This is a genomic window from Sphingobacterium alimentarium (assembly GCF_004342685.1).
Classification (GTDB): domain Bacteria; phylum Bacteroidota; class Bacteroidia; order Sphingobacteriales; family Sphingobacteriaceae; genus Sphingobacterium; species Sphingobacterium alimentarium.
The window spans coordinates 22,209-47,194 of record NZ_SMBZ01000021.1 but is presented as its reverse complement, the minus strand read 5'-3'; the positions used below and the strand labels follow the sequence as shown (position 1 = coordinate 47,194).

27 protein-coding genes and 1 tRNA gene are annotated in these 24,986 nt (G+C 40.4%); 11 read left to right on the top strand and 17 right to left on the bottom strand.

What is annotated here, in order from left to right; genetic code table 11:
- Positions 1–147: 147 nt before the first annotated feature.
- Both EDC17_RS09105 and EDC17_RS09100 read right to left on the bottom strand, forming a co-directional pair.
- Positions 148–1,209 (bottom strand): PLP-dependent aminotransferase family protein, encoded by a 1,062-nt coding sequence (locus EDC17_RS09105; protein ID WP_243646101.1) that lies wholly within the window; start codon positions 1,207–1,209, stop codon positions 148–150.
- A 48-nt stretch (positions 1,210–1,257) separates the two neighbouring features.
- A complete protein-coding gene (locus EDC17_RS09100) occupies positions 1,258–1,716 on the bottom strand; it encodes a hypothetical protein (protein ID WP_132777777.1) in 459 nt (152 codons plus the stop codon).
- Between the two features lie 293 nt (positions 1,717–2,009).
- Here EDC17_RS09100 and EDC17_RS09095 point away from each other — a divergent pair, with 293 nt between their 5' ends.
- Positions 2,010–3,191: an MFS transporter gene (locus EDC17_RS09095; RefSeq protein ID WP_132777776.1), complete on the top strand. Its 1,182-nt coding sequence runs from the start codon at positions 2,010–2,012 to the stop codon at positions 3,189–3,191.
- Positions 3,192–3,994: 803 nt separating this feature from the next.
- Here the strand turns inward: EDC17_RS09095 and EDC17_RS09090 are convergent.
- Positions 3,995–4,066: transfer RNA gene (locus EDC17_RS09090), tRNA-Arg, on the bottom strand.
- 174 nt (positions 4,067–4,240) lie between these two features.
- On the opposite strand from EDC17_RS09090, the gene EDC17_RS09085 reads away from it, so the two are divergent.
- From EDC17_RS09085 to EDC17_RS09060, 6 genes are all read left to right on the top strand, one after another.
- Positions 4,241–4,873 (top strand): peroxiredoxin, encoded by a 633-nt coding sequence (locus tag EDC17_RS09085; RefSeq protein ID WP_132777775.1) that lies wholly within the window; start codon positions 4,241–4,243, stop codon positions 4,871–4,873.
- 72 nt (positions 4,874–4,945) lie between these two features.
- On the top strand, positions 4,946–5,260 hold the full coding sequence (locus EDC17_RS09080; protein WP_132777774.1) for a thioredoxin family protein: 315 nt from the start codon (positions 4,946–4,948) through the stop codon (positions 5,258–5,260).
- Positions 5,241–5,498: a DUF6952 family protein gene (locus tag EDC17_RS09075; protein ID WP_132777773.1), complete on the top strand. Its 258-nt coding sequence runs from the start codon at positions 5,241–5,243 to the stop codon at positions 5,496–5,498. Before EDC17_RS09080 ends, EDC17_RS09075 begins: the two co-directional genes overlap by 20 nt.
- Positions 5,499–5,830: 332 nt before the next feature.
- On the top strand, positions 5,831–8,299 hold the full coding sequence (locus tag EDC17_RS09070; protein ID WP_132777772.1) for a PIG-L family deacetylase: 2,469 nt from the start codon (positions 5,831–5,833) through the stop codon (positions 8,297–8,299).
- Between the two features lie 14 nt (positions 8,300–8,313).
- A complete protein-coding gene (locus tag EDC17_RS09065) occupies positions 8,314–8,508 on the top strand; it encodes a hypothetical protein (RefSeq protein ID WP_132777771.1) in 195 nt (64 codons plus the stop codon).
- Between the two features lie 105 nt (positions 8,509–8,613).
- Complete coding sequence (locus EDC17_RS09060) at positions 8,614–10,326, top strand: sodium:solute symporter (protein WP_132777770.1); 1,713 nt, start codon at positions 8,614–8,616, stop codon at positions 10,324–10,326.
- Here the strand turns inward: EDC17_RS09060 and EDC17_RS09055 are convergent.
- The 8 genes from EDC17_RS09055 to EDC17_RS09020 form a co-directional block, all read right to left on the bottom strand.
- Entirely contained in the window at positions 10,323–11,255 is a 933-nt protein-coding gene (locus EDC17_RS09055) for an N-acetylmuramoyl-L-alanine amidase (RefSeq protein WP_243646100.1), read from the bottom strand. The two genes, EDC17_RS09060 and EDC17_RS09055, sit on opposite strands and share 4 nt — an antisense overlap.
- Positions 11,256–11,270: 15 nt before the next feature.
- Complete coding sequence (locus EDC17_RS09050) at positions 11,271–12,308, bottom strand: DUF3078 domain-containing protein (RefSeq protein ID WP_132777769.1); 1,038 nt, start codon at positions 12,306–12,308, stop codon at positions 11,271–11,273.
- Positions 12,309–12,322: 14 nt separating this feature from the next.
- Positions 12,323–13,084 (bottom strand): hypothetical protein, encoded by a 762-nt coding sequence (locus tag EDC17_RS09045; protein WP_243646099.1) that lies wholly within the window; start codon positions 13,082–13,084, stop codon positions 12,323–12,325.
- A gap of 55 nt (positions 13,085–13,139) precedes the next feature.
- Positions 13,140–13,979 carry a glucosaminidase domain-containing protein gene (locus EDC17_RS09040; protein WP_132777767.1) on the bottom strand — a complete coding sequence of 280 codons (840 nt, stop codon included), beginning with the start codon at positions 13,977–13,979 and terminating at the stop codon, positions 13,140–13,142.
- A gap of 24 nt (positions 13,980–14,003) precedes the next feature.
- Positions 14,004–14,504 (bottom strand): glucosaminidase domain-containing protein, encoded by a 501-nt coding sequence (locus EDC17_RS09035; RefSeq protein WP_132777766.1) that lies wholly within the window; start codon positions 14,502–14,504, stop codon positions 14,004–14,006.
- A 22-nt stretch (positions 14,505–14,526) separates the two neighbouring features.
- The gene (locus EDC17_RS09030; protein ID WP_132777765.1) at positions 14,527–15,162 is read right to left on the bottom strand and encodes an O-methyltransferase; all 636 of its coding nucleotides are present in this window, start codon (positions 15,160–15,162) and stop codon (positions 14,527–14,529) included.
- A gap of 151 nt (positions 15,163–15,313) precedes the next feature.
- Positions 15,314–15,943, bottom strand: coding sequence for a GTP cyclohydrolase I FolE (folE, locus tag EDC17_RS09025; protein WP_132777764.1), 630 nt, complete (start codon positions 15,941–15,943; stop codon positions 15,314–15,316).
- Positions 15,944–15,971: 28 nt separating this feature from the next.
- Positions 15,972–16,385: a 6-pyruvoyl trahydropterin synthase family protein gene (locus tag EDC17_RS09020; protein ID WP_132777763.1), complete on the bottom strand. Its 414-nt coding sequence runs from the start codon at positions 16,383–16,385 to the stop codon at positions 15,972–15,974.
- Positions 16,386–16,438: 53 nt separating this feature from the next.
- Here EDC17_RS09020 and mqnB point away from each other — a divergent pair, with 53 nt between their 5' ends.
- The 3 genes from mqnB (at position 16,439) to EDC17_RS09005 (ending at position 19,026) form a co-directional block, all read left to right on the top strand.
- Positions 16,439–17,047 carry a futalosine hydrolase gene (gene mqnB, locus EDC17_RS09015; protein ID WP_132777762.1) on the top strand — a complete coding sequence of 203 codons (609 nt, stop codon included), beginning with the start codon at positions 16,439–16,441 and terminating at the stop codon, positions 17,045–17,047.
- Positions 17,048–17,174: 127 nt separating this feature from the next.
- Entirely contained in the window at positions 17,175–18,161 is a 987-nt protein-coding gene (locus tag EDC17_RS09010; protein WP_132777761.1) for a pyruvate dehydrogenase complex E1 component subunit beta, read from the top strand.
- A gap of 115 nt (positions 18,162–18,276) precedes the next feature.
- The gene (locus EDC17_RS09005) at positions 18,277–19,026 is read left to right on the top strand and encodes a hypothetical protein (RefSeq protein ID WP_132777760.1); all 750 of its coding nucleotides are present in this window, start codon (positions 18,277–18,279) and stop codon (positions 19,024–19,026) included.
- Between the two features lie 80 nt (positions 19,027–19,106).
- Here the strand turns inward: EDC17_RS09005 and gcvH are convergent, their stop codons facing one another.
- Positions 19,107–19,487 (bottom strand): glycine cleavage system protein GcvH, encoded by a 381-nt coding sequence (gcvH, locus tag EDC17_RS09000; protein ID WP_132777759.1) that lies wholly within the window; start codon positions 19,485–19,487, stop codon positions 19,107–19,109.
- A 73-nt stretch (positions 19,488–19,560) separates the two neighbouring features.
- Between gcvH and EDC17_RS08995 the strand changes: the two genes are divergently transcribed.
- Positions 19,561–20,757: an anhydro-N-acetylmuramic acid kinase gene (locus tag EDC17_RS08995; protein ID WP_132777758.1), complete on the top strand. Its 1,197-nt coding sequence runs from the start codon at positions 19,561–19,563 to the stop codon at positions 20,755–20,757.
- Here the strand turns inward: EDC17_RS08995 and EDC17_RS08990 are convergent.
- From EDC17_RS08990 to EDC17_RS08970, 5 genes are read right to left on the bottom strand one after another with little or no spacing between them, the layout of a single operon-like run.
- A complete protein-coding gene (locus tag EDC17_RS08990; protein WP_132777757.1) occupies positions 20,754–22,334 on the bottom strand; it encodes a calcineurin-like phosphoesterase C-terminal domain-containing protein in 1,581 nt (526 codons plus the stop codon). The two genes, EDC17_RS08995 and EDC17_RS08990, sit on opposite strands and share 4 nt — an antisense overlap.
- A 25-nt stretch (positions 22,335–22,359) precedes the next feature.
- The gene (locus EDC17_RS08985; protein WP_132777756.1) at positions 22,360–23,022 is read right to left on the bottom strand and encodes a DUF2461 domain-containing protein; all 663 of its coding nucleotides are present in this window, start codon (positions 23,020–23,022) and stop codon (positions 22,360–22,362) included.
- A complete protein-coding gene (locus EDC17_RS08980; protein WP_132777755.1) occupies positions 23,022–23,822 on the bottom strand; it encodes a phosphatidate cytidylyltransferase in 801 nt (266 codons plus the stop codon). The genes EDC17_RS08985 and EDC17_RS08980 overlap by 1 nt, the downstream gene beginning before the upstream one ends.
- Positions 23,812–24,036: a putative signal transducing protein gene (locus tag EDC17_RS08975; RefSeq protein ID WP_132777754.1), complete on the bottom strand. Its 225-nt coding sequence runs from the start codon at positions 24,034–24,036 to the stop codon at positions 23,812–23,814. The genes EDC17_RS08980 and EDC17_RS08975 overlap by 11 nt, the downstream gene beginning before the upstream one ends.
- Entirely contained in the window at positions 24,017–24,943 is a 927-nt protein-coding gene (locus tag EDC17_RS08970) for a CPBP family intramembrane glutamic endopeptidase (RefSeq protein ID WP_165894391.1), read from the bottom strand. Before EDC17_RS08970 ends, EDC17_RS08975 begins: the two co-directional genes overlap by 20 nt.
- Positions 24,944–24,986: the final 43 nt, after the last annotated feature.

Sequence of the window (24,986 nt, the reverse complement as noted above, 5' to 3'; positions counted from 1 at the left end):
TCGTTTTTTCATGATGTTTAAAAATATTTTCAAGTATTTATCAAACATATTTTTTTCATAATCAAACGATTAAGCTACTTAGACCTCTCTACCAGAAGCAAAAGAGTCTGCAAACTTACGATTATTTAACTGATTTTCAAACTTTTATTACCCAAAGTCGTGTAACACTTGCGTGAGCCGAATCAAATCTTCTTGGCTGTGTAATGCTGATATAACAACCCTATTAAGAAGTGGGCTATGGGGTAAAGGATAAGGAAAACTAGAAATTATGACCTCATTTTTATAAAGATACCTATATAGATGTGGACTCGTAGAGGTAAAAACGGGGAAACCTTCCGCACAATTTAATCCCGATTCGCTAGGTAAATGTCTAGTGAAGAAATCTATATTTTTATGCAAGGCCGTAAAAGCTTGCTCGTATATTTTTTCCCCTTTCGTCAGGGCGTATATGGCACCTGGGCTGCTCGGCGAGCCGCCCATAAATATGGGGGATTTTTTTATTCTCTCGATTAATGCGTTCGACCCCAATACAAGGCCAGCGTCTGTCCCCAAGCCTTTGGCCAGTGAAGCTAGCAGAATAACCTCTATATGGGCGCGCTCTGACATGTCAGGCATCAGCGCGGATGTATCATATCGCTTTACAATACCCAAGCCGTGTGAATCATCCAAAATCAGGCAAACCCTTTTGGAGGGATTTATCCCTGCCAGAAACGAAAAATCATACCGCTCCGGCTTTAGATTATCAATGGCATTGCTGATAATCAGTGAGGTCTCATACGGCGAGGCATTTATTTCCTCTACCAATTTAGCTCCCCACAAAGCAAAATCATGATCCAGCACCTCTGGCGCTCGATCCCCAAGCCACAATGCCGGATGCGAATGGGGTGCGTAATACACTTTATCAGCAACTAAAGATCTTACTGTAGCTTGGGCCGCCAAATATCCACTCGAAAACAAAGCCGCATCCGCATAGCCAAAACGCTGCGCCATTAGCGCCTCTGCATCATCGTATATACCAAGCTGCACATTGTTGGAACGCGATGTGCCGTTATTAAGCCCATACTTATCAATGCCTTCAATCACCAAATCCTGATAATCTCGATTCACCAATAAGCCTAAATAAGCTGTCCCCCCAAAAAAAAGATATTGTTTTTGATCGACCTCAATAGTGCGAGATGTAGGTTGATGGAGTTGTCTAAAGGCGTTCATTTATGTATACGATTAATACACAAATGTAAAATAATCACCGAAAAAAGCCTATCTCAAATGATAATTCAGCGGAATACTTAAGCCCATACTAAAATTGAATCCCTTAATTGGAGGTAATGGATCCTTCTGCTTTATATCAAACCCATAACCTATAGCAGCCTCAAGAATATTGAAAACACCCAATCCAACTTTAGGTGTCACAGTATAAGGCGTTAGCTCGGCTTTGATAAAAGGCCAAACACCTTTGGCACTCAAGTAATAGGTGGCCCCTAATTCAGGAATAAAATATGCTTTTTTATCTTGAAAAGTCATGTTTACTCCCGCATCAAAACGTAAATAATTTGCATAGCCAATATCTTTTAATGCCCACAAGGACGCTTTGAGAAAACTCTTTTCCTGATGTTGATACCCGATCGAAGGCCCAATTATCCAGTTGGATTTTGCGACCTCCTGTCCATGAAGCAATGTCAATGACATCATAAACATTAAAAATATAGTTACTCTCATAATAAGTTTATATTTAAAAATACGAAAAAAGCACACGCAAAGGTGTGCTAATTTCTCATTATTTAAGTTTGCTTAGACAGACACAAATAAACAATTTTAGTGCCAAAAACAGTATTGAGTGAATAAAATTTAGTTTCTTTTCTCAATAGAAGGTAAAGAAAAACTGCTACTCTCCTTATCTGTATTTTATTTTGTATCGAAAAAATGCTGGAAACAATCAACCTTTTATAGCGGAATATAGTTCTTCCTGATGGAAGATAAATCCATACCTTTGTAATAGAATTTGTTTAATTATGAAAGACATAGCCCACTCTACGGAAGAAGCCATTTTTTCCAATCCTCAACGTATCCGAATTGCTGTGTCCTTATTCTTTTTCTGTCAAGGCCTCGCTTTTTCTTCTTGGGCAAGTCGAATTCCTATGATTATGGATAAACTTCACCTGAGTGAGGCACAATTAGGAACTATACTTCTCATGTTGCCTATTGGGCAATTAATAACCATGCCGATCTCAGGCAAGCTAGTTACAACGTATGGGAGCGCCAAGGTCATGCGTATTGTGGCTATAATATATGCGCTGATATTATGCAGCATAGGATTTGCCAATAATATATATCAACTGGGAGCAATACTCCTAAGTTTTGGAATAGTTGGTAATATGTGTAATATAGCCGTCAATACGCAAGGGGTAGCCGCCGAAAAGATGTATAAAAGATCCATCATGTCATCTTTCCACGGGGCGTGGAGTATTGCAGGATTCACAGGCGCGCTAATAGGCTTGCTTACAATGAATCTAGGTATAGATACCCACATACATTTTCTTATTATCTTTTGTCTGATTGTCATAAATACCTGGATAAATTATCCCCATTTAATTCCCGGAAAGGGCGACCCTCAACATCGCAGTTCATTTTTCACCAAGCCAGAAAGTTCTATGATACAACTCGGAATCATCGGATTCTTCAGCATGGCTACCGAAGGTGCTATGTTTGATTGGAGTGGGGTATATTTTAAAGACATTGTGAGGGCTCCGGAAAACCTTATTATCGTAGGATACGCATCATTTATGGTAACAATGGCTATCGGTCGATTTATAGGAGACTGGGTCATAAGCCGCATTGGCCGCAAAAACACTTTACAGATTAGTGGCATACTCATGTTTACCGGTATGATTCTTTCTGTGGTGTTTCCTGATTTTTGGGTATGTACAGCCGCATTTATGCTGGTTGGTATTGGCGTAGCATGTAATGTTCCAACTGTATACAGCTTAGCAGGACAAAATAAAAAGATTCCCTCTGGCGTGGCACTCGCAATGGTTTCTAGCATCAGCTATTTAGGTTTTTTGATGGGACCTCCAATGATAGGTTATATAGCCGAGATTTTTAACCTACAGTATTCTTTTGGGCTAATCGCTTTCTTTGGTCTTTTTATGCTTATTATGAGCAGCCGATTAAGTTTATTCAAAGAGATAAAATAACAATATTTTGGGATAGGAATTTGAATAACAGAATTTATTCTTTAAATGTATATTTTTGTTCAGATTTATTAACCCCAATATAAAAAGAATTTTATTCATTATCATCTGTGCGTCGCTATGGATTACTTCTTGCGCACCCAAAATTTATCAAGATGTAAATGCAGTAAGTATTACGCAATACTCACAAAACAATTGCAATACTACCTCCTCTAGTAGCAATAAGTGCAAAAAAATGTGGATGCGGAATCCTTGAAAGAACAGCAACGCACCGAGGCAATTAATTTTCAAAAAGAAATGTATAGCGGGTTATTGAAGGAAATCTCAGGGCAAACTAAAGGTAGAAATTCAAGATGTGGAAGTTACTAATGCAATGCTCAGAAAAATTGATGTTGATAAACTGCTTACTATGACACCCGTTGAAATGGGTCAATTACTCAAGGCCGAGGCAGTAGTAAAATCCAATTTTTAACATTCAAAAAATGAACCAATATGAGCCGATAAGAAGAAATAATGAGCCGATAATAATATAGAAGTAAAAGGTATCTATTGTGAAGACATTTTTGCAAAGAACTACAACAAACCGGAAAAGGATCAAATAGCCGAATCCTTAAGGAGAAATCGAACTATGGAAAAAAGGCCATAACAACATCAAGGAGAAGGTTTTTCAGACAACACGAAATAACAGGCTAAAAATCGTGGCCACATATATCGAACTATAAATGACCTTACACTAACAGATTGGGTCACAGATTTTTATTGGCATAAAAAAAAAGGAGACAACCCGTATATGGTGTCTCCTTAAGTAGCCCCGAGCAGAATCGAACTGCTATCAAATGTTTAGGAAACATCTATTCTATCCGTTGAACTACGGAGCCAATATTCAAAAATATAAAACCAATCCTGCAAATCCAATGGAAACTAGAAACATTAAATATAACTATAATTTACCGCTCTCATTATAGATTCAACCAATACCCAATAGTAAAATCCTATATCTTTCTATTCAATAAATCCGTACCTTTGTAGCACATTTAAAGATAGATACTATTATGAGTTTTACAGGTAAAAATTTCCCAAACATTACAGTTGATGCTATTGATTATTTAGGTGATTACATTTCACTTAATCTTTTTGAAAAAGCACAAAAAGAAAACAAAAAAATCTTATTATTCTGGTATCCAAAGGATTTTACATTTGTATGTCCTACTGAATTACACGCATTCCAAGAGGCGGTAGCAGAATTTGAAAAACGCAACACTATTGTAATCGGTGCTTCTTGTGATTCAAACGAAGTACACTTTGCATGGCTAAATACACCAAAAGACAACGGTGGTATCGAAGGTGTAGAATACCCAATTATCGCTGACACAAACCGCAACTTGTCCAGCATCTTAGGTATTTTGGACGTGAAAGAAGTAGAGCACCCAGAATTCGGCTTAATTGCTGAAGGATCAGCAGTTACCTTCCGTGCGACTTACTTAATCGACGAGACAGGTAAAGTGTTTCACGAATCCGTAAACGATATGCCTTTAGGTCGTAACGTGAAAGAATATATCCGTTTGGTAGACGCATACACACACGTACAAAAGCATGGCGAGGTATGTCCTGCAAACTGGGAAGAAGGTAAAGAAGCAATGAACGCTACGCGTGACGGAGTTGCTTCATACTTATCTATGAACTAAGAAGAAATTATTAGTACATCTTAGCAAGAGGTGGAATTTCTTCCACCTCTTCTTTATCAAAAAAAACTTACTATGTTACAAGAATTAGAAAACGACATCCTACAAGAGGTTGTTGCCAACAACGATAATGTAATTGTACAATATTCCGCTTCATGGTGCGGAAATTGCCGTATTATGAAACCAAAATTCAAAAAATTAGCTGGTGAAAACGAGAACATCAATTTTGTAATCGTAGATGCGGAAAAATTTCCTGAGTCTAGGAAATTAGCTAACGTAAACAATTTACCTACTTTCGCAGCATTCAAAGGCGGACAATTGGTGAATCAAGTACAAACAAACAAAATCGACGGATTAATAGACTTATTAAATGAAGTTACCAGTAATTAAGCACCTGACAGATTTCATCGAGCAGAACGATGCAGACTATGTCTTAGAGGCTATCGAAACATTAGAAGCCCTTACAGAAGTGCCTTCGCTCAAAGACGAGGAGCTGGATGTAATCGGCGAATTGATTTCAAATATGTATGGCGCCATCGAGGTGGACAAGTTGATCAAAGAAGGAACTCCTAAAAAAGAGGCACTTAACGTTTTTATGAAACGCGTTTTAGGTTCTATTGACAAATAAGCATAGGGCGGATACGTATTTCTGAGCATAGGACAAAACTTCCACATCGTATATGTGCATAACTCGTACAATGTGGAAATTTTTTTTATCCGCTTTTGTTAATATTAAATCTTTTTATACTACTTTTATACTAGAGCTAAAATAAATCACTTAGGAACGCCTTACCTTGGTATAGCCAACTTTATTTCAGAATTATTATAGCAAACTATTTAAGACTAAAAGATTTTTAATTGTTGTTGGAAAAAGAGCTGAATTTTATATTCAGCTCTTTTTTCATTTTAACATTTCTGTTTCAATTCGCATTTTTTCACATAAAGCCATTATATTTAACTATGCGAATATTAACCCATTATATTTTACTTCTGTGTTTATTCATCGTACAGCAGCAAGATGCCGTCAGTCAAAGTAGAAACAAATCCGCCAGTGAAATCCAACAAGACCTGCAGAAGCTGGACAAATTAGGGTCCGTCCTCTACTTTGCGGCACATCCAGACGATGAGAACACCCGTCTTATTGCCTGGCTTGCGCAAGAAAAGAAATACCGTACCGGCTACTTATCCCTGACAAGAGGTGACGGCGGCCAGAACCTTCTGGGCACAGATTTAGGCATTGATTTGGGATTGATTCGTACGCAGGAGCTGTTGGCGGCGCGCGCCATCGACAAAGGCGAGCAGTTTTTCTCTTCGGCTTACGACTTCGGGTTTTCTAAGACGCACGAAGAAACCTTCCAGTTTTGGGATCATGAAGCAGCACTACGTGAGGCCGTATGGATAATCCGCAAATTCCAACCCGATGTAATTATTACCCGCTTTCCGCCAGATCGACGTGGAGGACATGGGCACCATCAGGCATCCGCGATCCTAGCGCACGAAGCTTTCCTAGCCGCGGCAGACAAAAATAAATTCCCCGAGCAACTGAAATCCCTTAATGTCTGGCAAGCAAAACGCTTGATCTGGAATACAGCCAACTTTGGCGGACAAAATAACACTTCCGATGATCAACTGAAAGTCGATATTGGGCATTATAGCCCGTTACTTGGTGAGTCTTATGGCGAAATTGCATCCAAAAGCCGCTCTCAGCACAAAACGCAAGGCTTTGGCGCAGCATCTTCACGAGGTACGGCTATCGAATATTTTGAACATGTAGCAGGCTCGCCGGCACGTGAAACATTGATGGACGAGGTCGAAACCTCTTGGAAGAGAATTCCAAACACAGCGAACATCCAACAATTAATTAGCGAGCTCAACCGTGATTTTCAGCCAAGCAATCCACAGCAATCTATTGATGACTTAATTGCACTTCGCAAAGCGCTTGTTTCCCGCAGCGTAGATACTAAGAGTTCCTCTGCCAGCAATCAAAAATATTGGCTCGAACAAAAGAAAAAAGAGGTAGACGATTTAATTATAGCTTGTGCGGGCATATGGGCCGATGCAGTAACACCTCAAGGCCATCAAGTCGCAAACCGACCGTTTGCTGTTCAGCTAGAAGCTATAGTCCGAAATCCAGGAGTACAAGTGGAATTAGTCGCGGTCAATGGAAATCCTATTAACGCGGTACTACAAACGAACAGCATGTGGAGAGGCAACACCCAGACTCAGTCAAACAAAATTTCTCAACCTTATTGGCTTGTGGAGCCACATACCTTAGGAAAATTTAATTTCCCTATAGAGTCTGTCGGCTATCCGACAAATCCCGACTATCCCAAAGCGACGTTCACCTTCAAAATCAACAACCAAACCATTACAGTAGACCAACAGGTGAGACAGCGATTCGTTGATCCTGTGCACGGAGAGTTATATGCACCATTGGTGGTGCTTCCTGCGCTTACGGTAAAGTCGTCTTCAGATTTTGCATTAGTGAAAGAGGGAGAAGAGCAGTCCATTCAGCTGACCTTCAGCAGACACGATGAGGCTATTAAACAGTTCGAAGTACAGATTGAGCCCATCCCGGGATGGCAATTATCGCAGCAAAGCATCCAATTGAACTTTGATAACGAGTCTGTGCTCAGCAGAACGATAAAAGTTAAAGCTACAGCAGCTCGCGCTACAAAAGCACTACTGCGCTTAAAGTATAAAGGCGAACCTTTGCGCTATATCAAAACACTGACTTATAATCATATCCCAAGTCTTACGTGGTTCCCTATTACGGAAGTTGCATGTCAGCCTATTGCGCTAGAGCACAACATTCGGCATGTTGGTTATCTAGCCGGAGCCGGCGACTTGGTTCCTGAATCTCTTCAACAGATTGGCATACATGTCACGCCACTTACCGATAAGGACCTCTCCCTTTCCAACCTTCAGAAATTTGATGCAGTTGTCTTAGGGGTACGCTATTATAATATAGCTAAGGACGCGGGTAGCACAGTCAGTAAATTGATGGAATATGTACAGCAAGGCGGAGTGGTGGTTACACAATATACAGTTAATAGCCGTTTGACAGCAGATAAGCTTGGCCCTTATACTTTCAGCTTGGGACGAGCTCGCGTGACCGAAGAAGACGCGCCGGTATCCTTGGATACAAATGATCCAACACTTATATTCCCAAACAAAATTGGGGCAGAAGATTTTGAAGGTTGGGTGCAAGAGCGTGGCCTTTATTTTGCAGAGCAGATAGATAAAAATTACCGTACGCCGCTGCGCATGAATGACAAAGGAGAGCAGCCCCACGCTGGTTCCTTACTTATAGCCAATTATGGAAAAGGTAAGTTTGTGTACACTTCTTTGGCCTTTTTCAGACAATTGCCCGCAGGTGTGCCCGGAGCTTACAGATTATTTGTAAATTTGTTAACGAACGAAAAGTAACATTAAATAATACTATGGAAAATCAATTGAATGACCAACCTTTGAATGTAAAAGGTTTAATTTTATTAATCGGAACTATCTTTGGAGCATTGACTGCATTTGCCAGCTGTGGTACGTTCTTGAGCCTTATTGGTGGTTTGATAGGTGGCCTGATCGTTGCATCCATTTTCAACACCATTATTTTACCTTATAAAGAAAGTGACAGATAATAATATGCCCCTATTTGCACGTAGCTGGAAACAATTTTACATTATTGTAGTTGTTTGGCTTGTGCTGTGCATATTAGGTATGTATTTATTTACCCTGCATTTCTCATGAGTATTATCGATTGGATAGTACTATTTACAACCCTGCTTTTGATAGTTCTGTATGGGATCTACAAAAGCAGGCATATCAACAATATAGAGGGTTTTCTCCTCAGTAACCGCGAGTTGCCTTGGTACAACGTAGGACTTTCGGTAATGGCTACGCAGGCCAGCGCGATCACCTTTCTTTCTGCTCCCGGCTTAGCGTATACCTCAGGAATGAGCTTTGTCCAATTTTATTTCGGCCTGCCTCTGGCCATGATTGTTCTGTGTATCACCTTTGTTCCAATCTTTCATAAGCTTCAGGTTTTCACAGCCTACGAGTTTCTAGAAAAGCGATTTGACATCAAGACCCGGTCGCTCACAGCCTTACTATTTCTTATTCAACGGGGTGTATCTACAGGTATTACCATTTTTGCGCCCTCGATTATTCTTTCAGCGGTACTGCATATTGATGTGTTCTACACGACGCTGCTTATTGGTGGGATCGTAGTCCTATACACCACCTACGGCGGAACTAAAGCCGTATCCTATACCCAATTGCTGCAGATGGGCATAATATTCGGTGGCTTGCTGGCTGCCGGAATGATGGTCATCCACTTTCTACCCCAAGAGATTGGTTTTGTGGAAGCTTTACATATTGCCGGCGAATCGAATAAAACCAATGCCATTGACTTTACCTTGGATTGGAATAACCAATACACGGTATGGACGGGACTGATTGGAGGTTTTTTCTTGCAGCTATCCTACTTCGGTACAGACCAAAGTCAAGTGGGGCGCTATTTGACGGGTTCTTCCGTTCGGGAAAGCCGCATGGGCCTATTAATGAATGGACTCCTCAAGATTCCTATGCAATTTTGTATTCTGCTAATCGGCGTACTGGTATTTGTGTATTATCAATACAATAATGCACCTTTGTTTTTTAATCCGACCGCTGTCGCAAAAATAGAGAATTCGGCTGTAGGCGAACAATACAAACAACTTGAACTCAAGCAACAAGAGTTGACAAACCAAAGGGTGAGCACCCTCAATCGACTGCATGAAGCACGCACCCAACAGAATGAACAAGAATTGGAAGCGTTTAGAGCTCAGCTAAAGCAGATTAATAACGAATCTGCTACACTACGCGAATCCGCCATCCACCTGATCAAAACTAACGACAGCAAGGCCGAAACCAACGACAATAACTATATCTTTCTTTCTTTTGTGACATCGGTATTTCCAAAGGGACTGATCGGCTTGCTCATTGCGATCATTATGCTTGCCTCCATGGGAGCTACATCTAGCGCAATCAATTCACTGGCCTCAACTTCAGTCATAGATATATACAAACGACTACTGAACAAAAATGCTACCGAGCAAACTTACCTCAAGATGTCACGTATCCTCACCTTCGGATGGGGAATATTCACGATCATTATAGCGCTATTTGCTAGTAAATTAGGCAATCTATTAGAAGCCGTAAATATCTTAGGCTCCTTATTCTATGGCACTATTCTAGGAATTTTTCTTGTAGCCTTCTATTTCAAGAAAATCGGAGGAAGTGCTGTATTTTGGGCGGCTGTATGCACCGAAGGGATTATCGTTGGCATCTGGCTATTGGATATGGTCGCCTTCCTTTGGCTAAATCTGATTGGATGTATTCTAGTTATTCTATTTGGGTATCTCTTGGAATCTATTCTTCCTGGAAAAGGCAAAGAAGTATCGTCAATAAAGAGTTAATAGTACTTCTTGTACAAATCATATATAACAGCTTTATCTCGCGCCGTCAATATTCCATTTACCTCTGTACGAATATATTTACGTTTGAATGCACGGATCACCGCCTCTGCATTACTCATGTCGTATCCCATTATTTTCAATGCATCCAGGGGATTAAAACTCACGGGCGGGTCAGGCAGAAAATCCTCATTATACCAAATACCAAAACCTCTTTCAGCTAATCTTTTCCATGGAAAATTGACATTGGGATCATCCTTGCGTGTTGGCGCTATATCGCCATGTCCGATGAAGTTAAGCTGCGGGATCTGATACCTCGTCTTCAATGTATCTAAGAGAACCAAAAGCGCATTCATTTGAGCTTCGGGAAAAGGATCTCGGCCGTTGTTGTCTAATTCGATACCCAAAGAAGCTGAGTTCATATCGGTCAATGTCCCCCATTTGCTGCGTCCGGCATGCCAGGCCCGGTCATAATCATTGAGCATCTGAATGACTTCTCCATCTCGCCCTATTACATAGTGCGAACTCACCTTTGTGTGCTCAAGCTGAAATGTCCGCACAGTCTGCGCCGTGCTATTTTGTGAAGTATGGTGAATGATGACGTAATTGGGCTTTCGATTATCGTAATGGATGGCGCTGGCCCAGTTGGATGACTTATTTATTCCCGTACGCTTTTGTTCCGCCCATTTCTCCTCTGGAGTGAGCACTCCCAAGGCTGAGCTATCACTGATTGGAGGTAAGGAATCTATTTGCTGCGGCACCTGAGCGATAGAATCGGCGCGCAGTAAGTCGGCCTGAACTTTTATGAGCTGGGAAAGGGAATCAATTTTACGTTCCATTCCAGCCAGCTTCGCCAAATGCTGTTGCTGTTGAGCGCTTCCACAAGAAGTCGCCAACCATGCGAACAAAATACACCCAACCCTAAACTTCATACCGATGAATTCAGTTTATCTTGGAAGAGAGAATAATATCCCCAAAGCCAGTCCTTGATTGTATTGGACCTTTGTGCTCTGATCTGAATCATACACCAATATACCCGAGGCAGTCACATTTACCACGCGCGTAATTTTGGCGGTAAGCGTTAAGTCCAATCGATTATCTGGATCAGATAAGTCTTTGTAGTCCGCGAATAAGTTATACCTCGCTTTTAGATTCAAGTTTTTAGATAAATCACGGTCTAGATTCGCTGTAATCTGAAAAGCCAGATCATTACGGAAATTTTCACCTGGATTTAAGCCCCATTTTACTTGATCCGCTTTGATAGGTTCGTTTTTAGGATAACGTTCGGAATATTCAGCAATGGTAAGCGGCTTTACACGATCATCAACCACCAAGGTCTGACGCGCAGTACCTGTTCCTAGACGCAAGGAGAATGTTTTATCCGGTTTATATTCCAAACCGAATGATTCCGTAAAATATCCCGGCCCCATGAAACTACTCTGAACCTCGTAGATATATTCCTCGCCATCGGCATTACGTCGATATGCGTATCCCAAATCGAACTGGGACTCAAAAGTCACAGCAAAATACAATGCCCACTTGTCTGAAAACTTATAGGACAATTTATTATCCCAAAAAATACGGTCGTTATTTTTCTTAGCCAGTTGATCCTTATTTTTAATCTTACCGTATTTAAGATCCAGTTCCGAAACAAAGTTAAACCTGTCTCGTGTATAATCTGCCTTATGCCAAAAAAGGCCCATTAATGACATCGAATTTACTCCGCCTGCATTCCAGTTGTCACTGAAAGATGCTTGATTTGCATTAAGCCCAAATTTGGTCCAATGCTTCCAATAATTGACCTCCAGCCCCAACTCTGGAATAGGAACATTAATTTGCTGAATCGTATTCTTTTTGATCGTGTCTGCATTGACAATCCTTGGTTCTGGTTTCTCACGCAAATCCTTCAGATTTGCTTGAGCATAAGATTGTACGCCTACACAAGTTAGCGCAGCAGTTAGAATAACAGTTAGATTTCTGAACATAAATATTTAAACGTCTAATCTTCCAAATTTAAACCTATATTTTTCAAATCTGGCAATGGTTTTATATAAGGTATATGTTTAAAAAATTCGTATTTCGATTTTACATAATTTACCATCTGATAGCGTGTCGCACGCAATACAAAATTATAGCTAGGTCGATAGCGAATCATAAAATTATCAAGAGCCTCCCCTTCCAGGCCTGTCACACTTTTTACCAACTCCCGCGTGAAGACAATATCAATATAATTATCCTCGTATTCGCGCTGGAAGTATTTGGTGAGCCTCCGTGCATTCTTGCCTTCCCTACTGAAATAATTGTACACCGCATCAATGCTCAGACCTGCTCCATTCTGACCCACGCTCACAAAATCCCCCGGATCGGCAAGTCGGTATGCCTTATTATAATCTTCTTTTCTCCGCGCCAACACTTCCTCGGGCGAAACGCGCCCCATGACGGTCACCGGGTCAATCATTATTGTCTTTCTCTTTAGACTTATGATCAGCGCTTTAGCGCCTTCATATGTCGTCGTATCACTATAATAATTGTCTTTGCTCGCTATGATAACATCGCCCGGTTTAATAGCGATATTAAACTCGCCCTTGTTATTGTTATAGATGCTCGCTCCTGTACTTTTGTTGACAATAAACACACGAGCGACGCGTTGTTTGCTGTCCTTGTCAAGCACCATACCTCCCACATTCTCCTGTCCCCAACAAAGGAAAGGAAAAAAATGCATTAAAATAAATAATGGAATATGGTAAACATTGATTTTCACAAGGATAAAACTACATTATTGCTTACTAATATACCAGCGTATTAACATCTTTTCACTATTTACTTATCACCAATAGCTGACCCAACGAAAGATTTTCAGAAGTAAGATTATTCAATTCTTTAATCTTCTCCACTGGGACATTATATTGTTTACTGATACTATACAGCGTATTGCCTGTTTTCACTTCGTGAATAATCATACGCACGGGCTCCTTTATCTGCTCTGCTTGTACGACTTGTCCACTATCTTCTTTCCTTTCGATCGTTGTTTCGATCTTCTCTTCTCTTACGATTTTCTCGAATTTGCTTTCCGCGCTATCATATTTATAAAGTTCATAACGCTCAATTAGATCAATTAATAACTCCGGATAGCGCGGATTCGTCGCGTAGCCAGCGTCCTTCAATCCGTATGCCCAACCTTTATAATCGTTTTTATTTAAGGAAAAGAGCTTTTCATACCGCTTTCTCAACAAAAACTGCGAGTGATCTTTGAACGACTGCTCAGGATTCTCATATACCCTAAAACAATCATTCGGACTATCATCCGCCCGGGTTACACTTCTTCCTGTCCATGTCCCTCCACATTTTATACCAAAATGGTTATTAGCCTCTCTTGCCAATGTAGAACTTCCGTTACCTGATTCCAAAATAGCTTGTGCGAGCTTTATACTGGCAGGGATTCCATACCTATTCATCTCACTAATGGCAATATTTTTATACTGCGCAATGTAATTCAGCCCCGAGATGGAAGTCGCTTTGCTCGAAGCCGTAGAAGAAGAAGTGGATGGTTTGGAACTGGAAGATGCCGGAGGATGCGATAGCACCCTACCTGTGCGCTTGGAGGCGCAGGATGCTAATAATCCAATAATTAGGGGCAAATAAATAAGTACTCTCATCGAAAGCTAAGTAAAATCTAAGTCTTAAATCTGGTCGTATTGGTCTAATTTGTATCTACTGATTGTGCCCAGTACATGATTCTTCCATGTCTTTGTCTGTGAATAACCCGACCGAGCAATACCTTCTACCCAAGCTTTACAGTTCTTGTGTGCATACGTATCGAATAGATGGGCTGTTTTTTTTCGTCTTTTGAGCAGTTGTACAAAGTCATTATAGGAATCCATGACTGAAGAATAGCCTTTGTAGGCGGATTTAATTTTTTTACTGTTGTTTTTTCCCTTTATACCAAAATGGTTATTGAGATACCTGGCGATGCGACTGTTTCCGTAAGCACTTTCATGAATCGCGACAGCCAGAATAACAGATGCTGGGACACCTGTTTCTCGCATGAGTTGCTGAGCTACGTTTTTATGTTCGCTGATATAGCTTGTAGGACTAAATTTTTTCTGTCCAAATGTTGATGCTACACACGCCAAGCATAAGACCATCACTAGCAACATCTTGCTAATAAAAGATTTTTGCATAATCGCTATTTTAGTTCAACCATTACTTTTTGCGTAACACAAAAAGCCCGTCTCTAACTGGCAATATTAACTTCTCTACACGAGTGTCTTTTGCCAATATATTATTTAATTCTAAAACTTGTTTAGTTTGATTGTCAGCCCTATCCTCAAAAACCTTGCCTTTCCAAAGCACATTATCTATCATTAACACTCCTCCTGAGGGCACGCGCTCGACCAACATCTCGTAATACAAAAGATTTCTCTTCTTGTCGGCGTCAATAAAAACCAAGTCAAAATCTCCTGATATTGTCGGAATAATATCCAACGCATCACCAATATGATACTTTATCTGCGCGGCAAAAGGCGATTGATCGAAATATCCCTGTACACGTTCCTGCTGCTCCTGGTTGATATCAATCGTATGTAATTCTCCCGATGCCCTTAGTCCTTCTGCCAAACACAAGGAAGCATATCCAGTAAAAGTACCTATCTCCAATATTCTTTTGGGCCCTACCAGTTTACTGATCATCGACAGCACTCTTCCCTGATAATGCCCAGACATCATATGAGGCATTGTTTCCCTCAAATATGTCTCCCGATTTATGGTTTTTAACAACGGATTCTCGTCGTCACAAATACTTTCTAAATAACTATTTACGCGCTCCTCATTTTGAAACATAAGAGCAAAGTTAAATAACTTATTTTTATTTTGATTGATTTTTATGTCTTTGAAAAGACTACACTTGTGGGATAGGGTTTAATCGTATAACAAAAAACCTGCATAACGGACTTGCTATGCAGGTTTAAAAATTATAATTAAACGTAATTTATTAATCTAAAGATGCCGTTATTAGTCGTAAAAACTCGGAACGTGTCACATCATTTTGAAATGCACCGGTAAATGCTGAAGTCGTGGTAACAGAGTTTTGTTTCTGTACGCCACGCATAGCCATGCACATATGTTTACACTCGATGACCACAGCTACACCTGCAGGATTCAATGTTTGCTGTATACAATCTCGGATTTCGTTTGTAAGGCGCTCTTGGACTTGCAAACGGCGTGCATAAGCATCCACCACACGTGGGATCTTGCTCAGACCGACGATATGTCCATTGGGGATATAAGCAATATGCGCCTTCCCAAAAAAAGGTAACATGTGATGCTCGCACATCGAATATACTTCAATATCTTTTACCACCACCATTTGGCTGTAATCTTCTTCAAACATCGCACTACGCAACACTTCTGCTGCGTCAATGTCGTACCCATGCGTCAAGAATTGCAGAGCTTTGGCTACACGCTCTGGCGTTTTGATGAGCCCCTCACGATTAGGGTTCTCGCCTAGTGCTTCCAAGATGTCGCTATAATGATGGGCTATACGATCTACATGCTCCTCATTATATTGGTCGATTTTTTTATAACCATCCAATTCTTCACTGAAATCCGTTGGATTTATCATTTTATTTAATTTTGTATTGATTACTGTATTATTGGCCAAAATATTCAACTGAATTATTCTCTGTTTCAAACAGCTTCACACTATGTAGGATGACGCCTCGCTGATCAAAATGCGGCTTGAGTTGATGAAAAATTTCTTGGGCAATGACTTCGGTGGAAGCCATTTTACCTGCCATAAAATCTACATCTAAATTAATATTTTTATGGTCTAACTTACCGATGACATACGTATGGATAATCTCTTTCATGATCTTGATATCCATAACGAATCCTGTTTGTGGATTGATATCACCCTTGACAGTTACGTACAATTCATAATTATGTCCGTGCCAATTGGGATTCGAGCAATATCCGAAGACTTCTTCATTCTGCTCGGGAGTCCATTCCTCTCGATACAATTTGTGCGCTGCACAAAAGCGTTCTCTTCTCGTGATATGTACCATAACTACAAAGATACCGCAAAAAAGCATAACTTAGCATTTCAAAACACAAGAAAATGAAGCCTTTGATAGTCGCCGCTACACCATTTGAGATTTCTCCAAGTATTCCGTTATTGGAAGAGCTGGATATCCCTTGTCTCATCACAGGTGTGGGCATGACAGCTACCGCGTATGCGCTAGGTAAAGCGCTTGCGTTAGCTCCTACTTATGCAGAGGTTATTAATGTGGGGATCGCGGGCTCCTTCAGCAGAGAGTTGCCTCTGGGATCTGTGGTTTCCATCTCTCAGGACACTTTTTACGAACTTGGGGCCGAAGACGGTAACAATGTGTTGTCCATCGAGGAATTAGGTTTGGGTAAGGGCACCTATTTTACTTCTTCGAGAAAAGCTGTGGATCTCCCGAAATATGCCGCAATCACAGTCAATCGTGTGCATGGCAACGAGGCATCCATTGCACTTTGCCAAGCAAAATTTCCGCATGTCGCTCTAGAAAGCATGGAAGGCGCGGCCGTATTTTATGCCTGTGCCCAAGAGGAGTTACCATGCATACAGGTACGCGCAATCTCGAACTATGTAGAGCAGAGAGATAAATCTTCTTGGAAGATAGATTTAGCCATTACAAATCTCAACAATTGGCTGCAAAAATTTATCCGTGAAAATTATTAAGGAAGAGCAAAAGCTTATCTAAAAATGACAATTGTCCATGGAATTCGTGGAGCAAGATTGCAAAAATATCATTTTAAAATATTAGCTTTGCGTATTCTATATTAAATAAGACTATTTTTAGAGACTAATGAGAGAAATACAATTCAGAGAAGCGCTTCGTGAAGCATTGAACGAAGAAATGCGCAAAGATGAAACTATATTTTTGATGGGTGAAGAAGTAGCTGAGTATAACGGTGCTTACAAAGTGAGCCAAGGTATGCTTGACGAATTCGGCGCTAAACGTGTTATCGATACACCTATTGCTGAGCTTGGTTTTGCGGGCATTGCAGTTGGTGCTGCTACGCATGGTCTTAAGCCTATCGTAGAATTCATGACATTCAACTTCTCATTAGTAGCGATTGATCAAATCATCAATTCAGCTGCGAAAATACGTCAAATGTCAGGTGGTCAATTAAGCTGCCCTATTGTATTTCGTGGACCTACTGGTAACGCAGGACAATTAGCGGCTCAACACTCTCAAAACTTTGAAAACTGGTTTGCAAATACACCAGGATTGAAAGTGGTTGTTCCTTCAAATCCTTACGATGCTAAAGGTTTATTAAAATCTGCGATCATCGATCCAGATCCAGTAATCTTTATGGAATCGGAAGTAATGTATGGAGATAAAGGCCAAGTTCCTGAAGAAGAATATTACTTACCAATCGGTAAAGCTAATGTTATCCAAGAAGGTACAGACGTTACTGTTGTTTCTTTCGGAAAAATGTTGCCTCGCGTGGTAATTCCTGCGGTAGCAGAATTAGAAAAAGAAGGCGTTAGTGTAGAATTAATTGACTTGCGCTCTGTACGTCCAATCGATTATGCTACTATTTTGGAATCGGTTAAAAAAACAAACCGTTTAGTGATTGTAGAAGAAGCATGGCCATTGGCTTCAATCTCTTCAGAAATCGCTTTCCATGTACAGAAAAATGCATTTGATTATTTAGATGCTCCTGTTACACGTGTTACATCAGCTGACGTGCCATTAGCATACGCTCCGACATTAGTGGAGGCTTCTTTACCAAACATCGAAAAGGTGGTTAAAGCGGTAAAAGAAGTATCTTATCTAAAAAAATAAGACAAAAAATCCAAGAAGATAGAAAAAGGTGACAAAAACTTAATTGTCACCTTTTTTATTTTTTTCAATTGACATGCCTTCAAATTTCCTATCTTGTACATCTAAAATAAGAATTATGAAAAAAACAATCTCAACTTTATTTATTGCTTTTATAGCTTTAGGTGCTTTTGCTCAACAAAAAGTACTCTTTAAATTAGCTCCAGAAAACAATAAGCCCATCAAATACGAAGTGACTAATAAAATGGACATTGACGGTCCTCAAACTCTAATCATGGATATGATAATGCATATGGACTTAACATATGCTGAGGCTGGAGATACATTAATTAACGTATCAGGTAAATATACGTATGCAAAAGTTGACCTAGATGCGGGAATGATGACGGCATCTTATGATTCTTCTAAAGAACCTACTACGGATATGGAAAAAGCCTTCGCACAGCAATTCAAACCTCTGCTGGAGAGCACTTTAACGTACTCGATGAACAAATTTGGAAAGATAAATGACGTTGACTTCCCAAATGTTTCAGAGCAAATATTTGACAAATCGAGTGTAAACTCTTTCGGAGTAACTTATCCTACTACTCCTATAGCCGTTGGTGAGAGCTGGACTTCAGAAAGCTCCATGGAACAGTTGGGCGTAAAAGCTAAAGCCAAATATACACTGATTGAGAAAACTGCAACGGGTTACAAGATTGATAGTGATGTGAATCTAGAAGATGCCTCGGGAAAATCCATTGGTACCACTAAAGGATACTTCATCGTTAACCCTAAATCCTTTATCACAGTTTCCTCTGCAACGGTTACTGCAATAGAAATGCAAGGTGCAAGTATAAAAACTACTACTGAATTAAAATCTTTGTAATAAAAAGTACATATTACAATCAAAAAGGGAGCACTCAGTAATGAATTGCTCCCTTTTTAGTTTATTGCGTTAATCAGAAATTATGCGTTGATTTCTGATTTATATTCTTCTGCTGATAATAATCCATCCACATCCGCTGGATTCGCTAACTTCACACGGATAATCCAACCTTCACCATATGGATCTGAGTTGACAAGCTCTGGAGAAGCGTCGATCGCCTCATTCACAGCTAATACAGTCGCTGTAGTTGGCATAAATAAATCTGAAACAGTTTTTACTGCTTCGATAGTCCCAAAAACATCATTAGCAGCAACCTCATCGCCTACTGTATTGATATCAACAAATACAATATCGCCCAACTCACGTTGTGCAAAGTCAGTAATACCGATAACGGCTTCATCACCTTCTACACGAACCCATTCATGATCCTTTGTGTACTTTAATTCTGCTGGAAAATTCATTATCTATTCGTTTTTTTTCAAAAATATGATTAACAAACGACATTACCAAAGAGATTGTATGTATTTTTAGCCTATGAATCATCAAATAGAAAAACTCTATCGAATTAGTCAGCAGCCTACTAGAAGAATCATTGGATTGATGTCGGGAACATCCTTAGATGGTCTGGATATTGCTTTGTGCGAAGTTCAGAACTCGGGCACTTCCACTCAAATGAAGCTGGAGAAATTCGTTACGATGGACTATACAGATGATTTTCGACAATTTGTACGACGAATATTTGCTAAAAGACAGATTGACCAGCAAGATTTGTGCGGCCTAAACGCCTATATCGGTTTAGTTCATGCGGATCTGATCAACAAAGCACTGCAAGACTGGGGCATCGCCAACCAAGATATAGATATTATCGCGAGCCACGGACAGACGGTATTTCATGCACCACAGATACTTACGCATGATAAAACTCTTCCCAACAGTACTTTGCAAATCGGCGATGGAGATCATATTGCCGTGAAAACCGGCATTATTACGGTTTCTGATTTTAGACAAAAGCATATTGCCGCAGGAGGTGAAGGTGCCCCTTTGGCTGCATATGGTGACTATTTACTTTTCACAGATGATGCCCAGCACCGCATCCTGTTGAATATAGGTGGAATTTCTAATTTCACATTTTTACCTACGAGCAATTCGGGCATGAAAGCTTTTGCCACGGACCTCGGACCAGGCAATACGATTATGAACCAATATGTCCATAAGCACTGCGAAATAGAGATGGATAGAGATGCGGCCATAGCTTATCAAGGCACGGTGAACCCTACCCTGCTTAAAGCCCTCTTGGAGGAACATTTTCTTTCCCTAGACTTTCCAAAAACTACCGGACCGGAGCTGTTTAACTTAGCTTATCTGGAGGCCAAACAAAAAGAAACAAACACCCTTCTCCTGTCAAAAGAGGACGTCATGGCTACGCTGAATGCCTTCTCGGCGCAAGCTATAATTGATGGAATCGCTGCAGTAAGTGCTAATTTAGAAAATGTGGCTGTCTATGTAAGTGGAGGGGGATTACATAATCCGCTTTTGATGGAAAATATACAAGCAGGGCTGCCGAAGATGTCTATATCATCTATTGAAGATATCGCTATGAATCCAGACGCAAAAGAAGCCTGTCTATTCGCTATCCTCGCAAATGAAACAATAGCAGGATCTTCCGATAATGTGCGCAACATTAAAGATTCACCTGCTATTTGTATGGGTAAGATTAGTCTACCCTCTTAGTTTTTATAAATTTCGTATTCGCGCGTGGTAGAGAAAGTACGGCCAAACATATCCCGTACCCTAAACTCGATGCTGTGCTTTCCAACAGGAAGATCCGAAGGAACGGCAGCCTTCCAAATGTGCGTACTCAGGTTCGGATCATTTGGTCGCTCGCCTTGCATAGGCTTGTCTGAAGTGTCCCAACGTAATACTTCTGCAAGGAGATGCGGATCGTAAGTCTCGGTTCTTCTCATCTGTATCCAATTTCCATCATTTACGCGGTATTCGATGGTATCCTTCTCCCCGCCCAGGAAATAGTTCACGTACATACTCGCTCTGGAGCTTTTGCGCTTTTCGGTTACTTTTGGTAAGTAAATGTCCATTTTATAATCCTTAGGCGCATTGCTAATATGATAATCCACTTCATATTTATTGCCTTTAAAGGTTACTACGGCATATCCTTTTTTGGTACCATCAGCCATCGTGGATGATGGGGCGCCCCATTCATTTATTGCTCCCGAATACCAATTGCCACTGGTGGTTCCTACATTATAATGATGATGAGGTTTCTCTTGCGGCCATCCCAACTTTTGGTCTATGAAAAATTGCGCTTGGTAATGCGTGTGTGCTGACATGGAAAAAGTATATGGAAAATCCTTCAATGCTTGAAATAAACGCAAATTGTCGGCCTCGCGAATAGCATGTCGGCCATTATTCACTAACGGAATATGTGCACAGATAACCACCAAATGGTCTTTCGGCACAAACTTTAAGTCATTTTCGATAAATTCCAGCTGGTCTTCACGCAATCCGCCGATATACTGTCTAGAAGCACCTTCACCATTGTAAATCACATCATCCAATACGATAAAATGTACCTTACCCTTATTGAATGAATAATTATTAGGACCAAAGTGTGCTTTGAAACTTACGTCCGACAAGGTATCATTAGGCACGTCAAAGTTGATGTCATGATTACCCATCACCTGATACCACGGTAAACCGATTTCTTTCATGACATCGATATAGGGTTTGAACAAATTCGGATTATTACCTACTAAATCGCCCAAACTAATGCCAAATTCATAGCCTTGAGCCCCTTTCAACTCATGCACCACGCCCTTTTTAAGGTATTCAACTTGGGTGAGGTTATACACTTGAGGATCGCCGAAAACCATAATCTTAAACTCCTCTTTATCTTCTACACGGTATAAAGGAAAATCCACAGATTTAGGCAGTGGTCCAGTCGGTGTCACGCCTTTATATTTAAGGTCTGGCGCACCATTAGGGTTATGTATATAATAGTATTTGGGTAAGTTATTCTCATCTACAGGTGTGCTGTATCCAGACGGCTTTACGACGAAAATAATATTATCATCTCCTACCGGAAGGCTATACTCACCACTTGCATTCGTCTGCACGACATCTCGGCCATTGGAAACAGCCACATTGCTTAATACTTTCTCGCGCTTATCACGTTTACCATTTTTGTTGCTGTCTTCATACACGACGCCTTTAGCAAAATGCTGTGCACTTGCTTGCAGTCCCAAGAGTAAAAAAGCACCAAAAACCGTGCATTTAAATAAGTTGTTTTTCATTGTAAGGTGTTGGTTGAATTATAATTTAGTTTTCGATTGCCTCATGGATAAAGATTTTGAAAGATAAGGTTCGTTGAAAAAGCTTTGTTATATCTTCCAGAGCGAAAGCTTTTAAAATTTGTTCATCTTCCAAGGGTTTATACAGTATAAAACTTTTAAGTTTTAATATTTCTATCGCTTCATGATCCTCCGTATATCCTGCTGGCGGCCTCTTTAATTGATCCTCCTTGGATAGGTCGTCTGTCGTCCAATTGCCGTCCGCCAGGGCCTTCTCCAGACCCGCAAAATTATAATCGATCTCTTGTCGTATAAGTTCCAAATGCTCTTTCTTGGGTCTCCAATAACCTACCGCAACAAACGAATTTCCAGGCTCTAGATGGACATAATATTCCGGACCATCCAGCTTACGGCCGTCCAGCGAAATCCCTGCTGCAAACCAAGCCTTATATGGTGACTTATCCTTTGAAAAACGAACATCACGATAAATTCTGAAAAGACATTGCTTGGCTTGAATGGAGTTTTCAATATGTGGGTCAAAAGTGGCCAGATTATTTATAAGCGCCTGTATAAAGTTTTCAATATTTTCTTTAGCCTGCTCATATGACGCTTTATTTGCGTTAAACCATTCGCGGTTGTTATTTTCTTTGAGAGCCTTCAGAAAATCAAATGTGGATGCAGCGATATTCATTATTGTAACATTAATAAAAATAAAAACACCAATGGTGCGGCTATTAAAAGTCCATCAAAACGATCCAGTAGTCCACCGTGACCAGGTAGAATATTCCCCGAATCTTTGACATTCAGGCTTCGCTTAAGCATGGATTCTACTAAGTCTCCCAAAGTGCCGAAAATCCCGATTATTGTAGCCATCGTCACCCATTCCCATTTGGCTAGGGAGCCAAAATATTGCTCTAAGTTTAGTGCGATCAGCATCGCAAAAAGCACTCCGCCGATAAAACCTTGCCAAGTTTTGTTGGGTGATATCCTTTCAAAGAGTTTATGCTTTCCGAAGCTACGCCCAGAAAGATAGGCTCCCGTATCGTTAGCCCAGAGGATAATTAAAAATCCTAAAGGAATATAATGATTGAATGTCCCCGATATAAAGCCCAATGCAACAAAAAACAGAAAAGGAATGCATGCGTACATAATGCCTAGCAAGGTATAGCCAATGTCATTGAAAGGAAGCGCACGCTTTTGATATAAACTCACTATAAAAATCAACGAAATCATCGGTATAAACAACCAAACGTACTTGAATGGGATATAACCGATGCAATGTAATCCTATTAGTATGGCCAAAGTAAGTGCTGAAAGCATGCCCAACCATACATTGGGCTTATTTGCCTCAGACTTCACTATTCCATAGAATTCATACAAAGCCCCCAACCCTACAAGGCTAAAAAATAGGGTAAAAACAACTTCACCCAAAAGTAAGGCGCCTATAAGTACGATTATAAAAAATAATCCGGTGATGGCTCTAGTTAGCATCGTCCTCCTCCGTGAATGTTGAACTATTTATCAATACGTTTGCAATAGTCTCGTCGCTTTGTTTCACGTACAACTCAATCTTTCCGAACAGATACGAGGAATCTTGCTTATTCAATAATACTGCGTTCACGCCATTCTCTTCCAGCATCTGCTTCACGATTTCCGCTTCGATATTTTGAGTGAATGTTCTGACTTTAATCCAGTCGTTTCCCATGTGTTGAATATTGTTTTGATTTATTATAAAATAGTATGGCTATCGCAATTGTAAGAATTACACTACCAAGATACACAAAATTGGAGTAGGTATCAGCGGACTGCATTTCTTCAAAAGTTTTGCCTTGCGTAGTACAGTAATAGGCATATACTGCCACTGTGGCATTATTTACAAAGTGTCCCAATATAGGCACCCAGATATTGTTAGTCCAATACAGCATATAGCCAAAGAATGCGCCCAATAGTACACGTGGCACAAAACCGAAAAACTGAACGTGTATCGCACTAAATATAATGGCCGTAATCCAGATTGTCACATGCATATTCTTAAAGATGCGTTGTGCAATGTGCATCAGCGACCCTCTAAAATAGTACTCTTCTGCTATAGCGGGAAATAACGCTAATACAATTATATTAACGAATAGTAAACCCAAATGGTCTACCATCACGACCTTTTTGATCAATCCATTGGAAGAATCTTCTTGCTCCCGCATCCAGTTCTCCACACCTTTGAGCCCCTCGGGAAATGTGACATGGGCATTCCATTCGGCTATTAAGCCCATCAGCGGCGCAAAAGCGACTAAGAACGCTACAGCTAGCGCGTAGAAGGCAACAGGTGTATTTTCAGTAGGAAAATATTGGAACATGGGCTCTCTTTTCTGCAATACCACCGCAGGGAGATAGAACGTACCAAAGGTGCCACAAGCTAATAAGGCATACATAAAAAACCGAGAATTGCCCGTAGCAGTTGCAGTAGACCCTGAAATAAAATCTTGTATATTGGATCCATTGAGCTCTCCAATTAGAAGCGCAAGAATCTGTATACCGATGCTAAAGGCAACTGTATATACCAACAATAAGACAAGGGACATCCAAGGAGAAGGCTGCTTTTCCAAAAAATCATTCATTGGCATAAAGTTATGCATTATTTGTGAATGCAAAAGGGACCGT